At 68.8% G+C, this 504-nt stretch carries 1 protein-coding gene; it reads left to right on the top strand.

Translation table 11 applies throughout. The annotated features are described in order from the left end of the window. Positions 1-504: TolC family protein (locus AC6EI8_RS26655; protein WP_498383420.1), on the top strand; the 504-nt coding region annotated here is incomplete at both ends.

Raw genomic sequence — 504 nt, forward strand, 5'->3', positions numbered from 1 at the left:
GGCCATCGAAATGGCGGTTGCAGGCGGCCAACTGCCGGACCCCGTGCTCAAAGTCGGTGTCAACAACGTCCCGGTCGACGGCCGCGACCGGTTTTCGCTCGGCACCGAAGCCATGACGATGCGGTCGATCAGCGTGATGCAGGAGTTCACCCGAGCGGCGAAGCGCCAGGCTCGCGCGCAACGTTTCGAGGCCGAAGCCACCTCCGCGGAGGCGCAGCGCACGGTGGCGCTGGCCGCCGTGCAGCGCGGCACGGCCAGCGCCTGGCTCGAGCGGCAGTACGCCGAGCGAATGCTCGATGTATTTGCTGAACAGGCGCAGTCCATCCGATTGATGGTGGACGCCGCCGAAGCCACCTACCGCGCCAACCGCGGCACCCGGGCCGAGATTCTGACCGCTCAGCTCGAACTTCAGCAGCTCCGGAACCGGGAAGACGAGGCGCGCGCGGCTGTGGCTGCGTCCCGGGCGATGTTGCGCCGATGGGTTGGCGATGCCGCGGACCTGCC

The organism is Cupriavidus sp. R6-3, from assembly GCF_059772245.1.